Consider the following 5,989-nt stretch of genomic DNA (forward strand, 5'->3'; position numbering starts at 1 on the left):
GACGAACAGGGCTCCGGTGACGACGAGGCGCGAAGACACGAGGCTGACCCTGTCACCTGCGCAGCCCCGTTCGGGGAGAAACCGCGAAGGTCGCCCGACGGGCTGCCGCCGTCACCCCTGGTACGGCGGCGCGACACCCCAGCCCCAGCGCGGTGTGGGGGCGTGCTCGACCGGGTCGGCTCCGGGCTGGGAGTTCTCCATCGCCAGGCGCGTGCCCCACTCGAGGTAGCCGATGATGGCCGCCCGGAACTCCGGGTCGGCGGGCAGCTCCGCATCGTCGGCGGCGAGGCTCATCGTGGCCGCGAACCGGTGCCGCTGGGCCGGCGTGATGGCCAGGCCGAGGTGGTGCCTGAGCATGGACTCGTAGCCGCCGTGCTGCTCGGTGTACGTGGCCGGTCCGCCGAGCACCTCGGCCCACCAGTCGGCGACATGAGCCCGGTGGTGCTCCGAGACTCCGCCCGGGAAGAAGCCCGACAGGGCGGCGTCAGCCTCGACCCGGTCGTAGAAGCTGTCGATCATCAGGCGCAGCGGAGCCAGGCCGCCTGCCCATTCGTACAACGTCGGCAGTCCCGGCTCGTCGACTCCACCCATGGCGACAGTTCACCGCACTCGCGGGACCGGCGCACCTGATTTCGGGATCAGACCGGAACGAGCTCGACCGCACCCACGGCGTACCGGGCCAGGATGGTCCGGGCGATCTCCGGGTGGGCACCCAACGGCTCGGAGACAGCCACGGCCCCGGCCTCGATCGCCAGTTCGGCAGCCCGGTCCTGCAGGCCACCGGGCGCCAGGAACAGCGACGCGACGGCGATGTGGCGGCGACCCTCGGCCCGGAACTGGCGGACCGCTTCGCCGGTGGCGGGCGGCGCACTCCCGGCGTACGCGGCAGTCACGGGGAGCTTGTGGTGCGCACCCCAGAGGCGAGCGAGGCGGGCGACGGCCTGGTTGGCCAGCGGGTCGGTGGATCCGGCTGCCGCGAGGACGAGGGCGTCGAGCTCGCGGACCCGGGCACCCTTGAGGGCCTCCCGCAGTCGCTCGTCGAGAACCTCGAGGAAGCGGGCTTCCAGGCCGAGCACCTCGGTCGCGCGGATCTGCAGGCCGGGGTGACGGGCCGTGGCCTCGGCGATGACCGAGGGCACGTCGACCCGGGCGTGGAACGCCTCGACGAGGAGCAGCGGCACGACGACGATCTCCTCGAACCCGGCCTTGACCAGCCGGTCGACCACGGTGTGGAAGTTCGGCTTGGCCAGGTCGAGGAACGCGCGTTCGATGCGCAGGTCGGGACGCAACGACTTCGTGGCGTCGACAAGCGCGGTGACGGTCGCGGCAGAGCGCGGGTCGCGGCTGCCGTGGGCCAGGGCAATGAGGGCGGGAGCGGCCATCAGTTGATTCCCCTCTCGGCTGTCGTGAGTGCTGCCTTCATGAGTGAATGCCGCATTCGGTCTTGTTGGTGCCGGCCCAGCGCCCGCTGCGCGGGTCCTCGCCGGGTGCGACGCGTCGGGTGCACGGCGCGCAGCCGATGGACGGGTAGCCGTCGTACACGAGGGGGTTGACGAGCACGCCGTTCTCGGCGATGTAGCGCTCGACCTGCTCGTCGCTCCAGCGGGCCATGGGGGAGACCTTGACCTTCCCCTTCTTGGCATCCCAGCCGATGACCGGTGCGATCACGCGGTTGTGGGTCTCGGCGCGGCGCAGGCCGGTCGCCCAGGCGTCGTACCCGGCCAGGGAGTCGGCGAGCGGCTTGACCTTGCGCAGGGCGCAGCACAGGTCGGGGTCGCGCTTGTAGAGCTCGGGGCCGTACTCGGCATCCTGCTCGGCCACCGACTGCACGGGGGTGATCGAGAGCAGGTTGACGTTCATCGTCGCGGCGACCGCATCGCGGGTACCGATGGTCTCGACGAAGTGGTAGCCCGTGTCGAGGAAGACGACGTCGACGTTGTCGACCACCTTCTGGGCGAGGTGCGCGAGCACCGCGTCGCCCATCGAGGAGGTGATGCAGAACCGGTCCCCGAACGTCGCCGCGGCCCATTCGATGATGACCTCGGCAGGGGCGAGCTCGAGCTCGGCACCCCAGTGGGACACCAGTTCACGCAGTTCTTCGGGGGAGCGGCCCTCGGTGGAGGCGCCACGGAAGGCCCGCGCGCTGGCAGTGGCCGGAGCGGTCATGAGGCACCTCCTTGAGGAGCAGTGGTGGAGGCCCGGCTGATCATGCCGAGCGAGGTAACAGAGAACGCGCGGAGGCAGCTGCGGCATTCCCAACCGGTGGGCTCGTGGGGCCACAGGTCGGTCTCGCTGCAGAACGGGCAGTGGTACGGCGTCCCTGCGCGGGCACCGCCTTCGCCCTCGGACTCCTGGCGGGTCACACCGACTCCAGCGTCCTGGCGTCGAGGGTCTTGTCGCCGCGCAGCAGGTCCTCGTCGGCACGGTGCACCCACTCGACGAAGGGCTCGCCGGCGTTGCGGTCGGCCAGGAAGTTCTTGACCACGCTGGTGATGTAGTCGTCGAGTCCCGCGCTGGTCACCTTGTGGGCGCGCAGCTTGCGACCGAAGTTGGCGTGCAGGCCGGTGGCGCCACCGAGGTGCACCTGGAAGCCCTCGACCTGGTTGCCGTCGGCATCAGTCACGAGCTGGCCCTTGAGGCCGAAGTCGGCGACCTGTGTCCGGGCGCAGGCATTGGGGCAGCCGTTGACGTTGACGGTGATCGGGGTGTCGAGGTCGGGGAACCGCTTCTCCAGCTCGGCGACCAGGAGGCGCGAGCGCTCCTTGGTGTCGACGATCGCGAGCTTGCAGAACTCGATTCCGGTGCAGGCCATCGTGTTCTGGCGCCAGTTCGACGGGCGGGCAGTGAGGCCGATCTCGTCGAGGTCGTCGAGCAGCGCGTCGACCGCCTCGGTCTCCACACCGATCAGCACCAGCTTCTGGTACGCCGTCAGGCGGGCACCTTCGACGCCGTGCTTCTCCATCAGGTCGGCCAGCTGCACCAGCATCGTTCCGGACACGCGTCCGACGATGGGTGCCAGGCCGACGTAGCGGCGGCCGTCCTTCTGCTCGTGTACGCCCACGTGGTCGCGGTGGGCAACCGGCGTCTCGGGGGAGGCGTTGGTGACCAGGGCCTTGCCGAGGTACTCGTTCTGCAGCACCTCGCGGAACTTCTCGACGCCCCAGTCCGCAACGAGGTACTTCAGGCGGGCACGCGAGCGCAGCCGGCGGTAGCCGTAGTCACGGAAGATTCCGGCGACGCCGGCCCACACGTCGGGCACCTCGTCGAGCGGGATCCAGACGCCGAGCTTCTGCGCGAACATCGGGTTGGTCGAGAGGCCACCGCCGACCCAGACGTCGAAGCCGGGGCCGTGCTCGGGGTGCACGGTGCCGACGAAGGCGACGTCGTTGGTCTCGGGCGAGACGTCGTGGCTCGGGTGGCCGGTCACGGCCGTCTTGAACTTGCGCGGGAAGTTCGAGAAGTCCTTGTTGCCGATGTAGCGGCGCTCGATCTCCTCCAGGGCGGGGGTGCCGTCGATGATCTCGTCGGCAGCGATGCCGGCAACGGGCGAACCGAGGAAGGGTCGGGGCGAGTCGCCGCACGCCTCGGTGGAGTGCAGGCCGACGGCCTCGAGCCGCTCCCAGATCTGGGGCATGCTCTCGATCTCGATCCAGTGGTACTGGATGTTCTGCCGGTCGGTGATGTCGGCGGTGTCGCGGGCGAAGTCGACACCGATGGTGCCGAGCGTGCGCACGGCGTCAGCCGACAGCAGCTTGCCGTCGGACCGGACCCGGAGCATGAAGAAGCGGTCGTCCAGCTCCTCCTCCTCCATCGAACCCGTGCGGCCCCCGTCGATGCCGGGGCGACGCTGCGTGTAGAGGCCCATCCAGCGGAAGCGACCGCGCAGGTCGGCCGGGTCGATCGAGTCGAAGCCACGCTTGGAGTACGTGTAGAGGATGCGGTCCCGCACGTTGAGCGGGTCGTCGTCCTTCTTGGACTGTTCGTTCTTGTTCAGCGGCTCGGTGTAACCGAATGCCCACTGGCCCTCCGCGCGGCGGGGGCGGGGCACGTCAGTGTGACGAGGAGGCTGGGACTGGAAGCGCAGATCGGGCATGCGGGGAGGAGGTCCTTCGCTGATGGGCGCCCGGGTGGTTTCCGGCGCGCGACTCGAGGGTGACGGGTGGCGTGATCAGCGGGGCCGACACATCATGCTGCCCATGCGCCCGAAGTCCACGTGGCGGCGAGCCACGAGGTGCGCGTGAGTTGCAGCAGAGACCATGTCAATGAGTCTCATCCTTCGGACGCGCTCCCACCAAATGTCAATCTCATAGTTTGGACCGATGTCTCAGGATCCGGGACGATTTGAGGCCGAACCGGCTGGTTTACCCCTGCGCTGCGACGCAGGTCACACGAGGCGGTGCCTGCCACGTCGCCAGCAACCGTGCTGCACCGACCGTTGCGTCGCCTGTCCGTGACCGGCACTACGCTGTGCGCCATGAGCGACAACTCCGCCCTGACTCCCAACGCCGACCTCGTCAGCAGCGCCTACCGCCAGGCGCTGGAGGTCATCGCGGCCGTCGAGCCTCGCGTGGCCGAGGCCACCCGCCAGGAGCTCGCCGACCAGCGGTCGTCGCTCAAGCTGATCGCGAGCGAGAACTACGCCTCGCCCGCCGTGCTCCTCACCATGGGCACCTGGTTCAGCGACAAGTACGCCGAGGGAACCGTCGGCCACCGCTTCTACGCCGCCTGCCAGAACGTCGACACCGTCGAGGCGCTCGCCGCCGAGCACGCCCGCGAGCTGTTCGGTGCGGAGTACGCCTACGTCCAGCCGCACTCCGGCATCGACGCCAACCTGACGGCGTACTGGGCGATCCTCGCCCACCGCGTCGAGGGTCCGTGGCTCAAGAACGCCGGCGTCAAGAACATGAACGACCTCAGCGACGCCGACTGGGAGAAGCTGCGCCACGAGTTCGGCAACCAGCGCCTGCTCGGCATGAGCCTGGACGCCGGCGGCCACCTCACCCACGGCTTCCGCCCGAACATCAGCGGCAAGATGTTCCACCAGCAGCAGTACGGCACCAACCCCGAGACCGGGCTCATCGACTACGACGCCCTGCGCGCCAAGGCGAAAGAGTTCAAGCCGCTCATCCTGGTCGCCGGCTACTCCGCGTACCCGCGCCGCGTGAACTTCGCGAAGATGCGCGAGATCGCCGACGAGGTCGGCGCCACCCTGATGGTCGACATGGCGCACTTCGCCGGTCTGGTCGCAGGCAAGGTCTTCCAGGGCGAGGAGGACCCGGTTCCCTACGCCCACGTGGTCACCAGCACCTCGCACAAGTCGCTGCGCGGCCCGCGCGGTGGCTTCATCCTCGCGACCGAGGAGTACGCCCCCAGCGTCGACCGCGGTTGCCCGATGGTCCTCGGTGGCCCGCTGTCGCACGTGATGGCAGCCAAGGCCGTCGCGTTCGCCGAGGCCCGCACCCCCGAGTTCCAGACCTACTCGCAGAACGTCGCCGACAACGCCAAGTCGCTCGCCGAGGGCTTCCTGAGCCGCGACGCCAAGCTCGTCACCGGCGGCACGGACAACCACATCGTGCTGCTCGACGTCGCGAAGTACGGCCTGACCGGTCGCCAGGCCGAGTCGGCCCTGCTCGACGCCGGCGTCGTCACGAACCGCAACTCCGTGCCGAACGACCCGAACGGCGCCTGGTACACCACCGGCATCCGCTTCGGCACGCCCGCGCTGACCACCCGCGGCTTCGGCCACGACGAGTTCGACAAGGTGGCCGAGCTGGTCGTCGACGTCCTCAGCAACACCGAGGCCGGCGTCAACAAGGCCGGGGCCCCGTCGAAGGCGACCTACCAGCTGGCCGACGGCGTGGCTGACCGGGTGCGCAGCGAGTCGGCGAACCTGCTCGACAAGCACCCGCTGTACCCGGGCCTCAACCTCGTCTGACGGGCCTGTCCCGACCAGCCAGCATAGTCGAGTGAATTACTCGACTATGCTGGC

The 5,989-nt window shown here is 69.3% G+C and carries 5 protein-coding genes; 1 reads left to right on the forward strand and 4 read right to left on the reverse strand.

All coding sequences use genetic code 11. The annotated features are described in order from the left end of the window. Window positions 1-111: 111 nt before the first annotated feature. The 4 genes from ACOADB_RS11575 to ACOADB_RS11590 form a co-directional block, all read right to left on the reverse strand. Window positions 112-591, reverse strand: coding sequence for a group II truncated hemoglobin (locus ACOADB_RS11575; RefSeq protein WP_378598355.1), 480 nt, complete (start codon window positions 589-591; stop codon window positions 112-114). 47 nt (window positions 592-638) lie between these two features. Beyond that, window positions 639-1,382, reverse strand: a complete 744-nt coding sequence (locus ACOADB_RS11580; protein WP_378598357.1) for a sirohydrochlorin chelatase — start codon at window positions 1,380-1,382, stop codon at window positions 639-641. 37 nt (window positions 1,383-1,419) lie between these two features. Beyond that, window positions 1,420-2,166: a phosphoadenylyl-sulfate reductase gene (locus ACOADB_RS11585; protein WP_378598359.1), complete on the reverse strand. Its 747-nt coding sequence runs from the start codon at window positions 2,164-2,166 to the stop codon at window positions 1,420-1,422. A gap of 193 nt (window positions 2,167-2,359) precedes the next feature. Further along, window positions 2,360-4,093, reverse strand: a complete 1,734-nt coding sequence (locus ACOADB_RS11590) for a nitrite/sulfite reductase (RefSeq protein ID WP_378598361.1) — start codon at window positions 4,091-4,093, stop codon at window positions 2,360-2,362. Between the two features lie 381 nt (window positions 4,094-4,474). Between ACOADB_RS11590 and ACOADB_RS11595 the strand changes: the two genes are divergently transcribed. After that, window positions 4,475-5,935, forward strand: a complete 1,461-nt coding sequence (locus ACOADB_RS11595) for a glycine hydroxymethyltransferase (RefSeq protein WP_378598363.1) — start codon at window positions 4,475-4,477, stop codon at window positions 5,933-5,935. The last annotated feature ends 54 nt before the right edge of the window (window positions 5,936-5,989 follow it).

This window comes from Nocardioides sp. CPCC 206348, from assembly GCF_048654705.1.
Lineage (GTDB): Bacteria > Actinomycetota > Actinomycetes > Propionibacteriales > Nocardioidaceae > Nocardioides.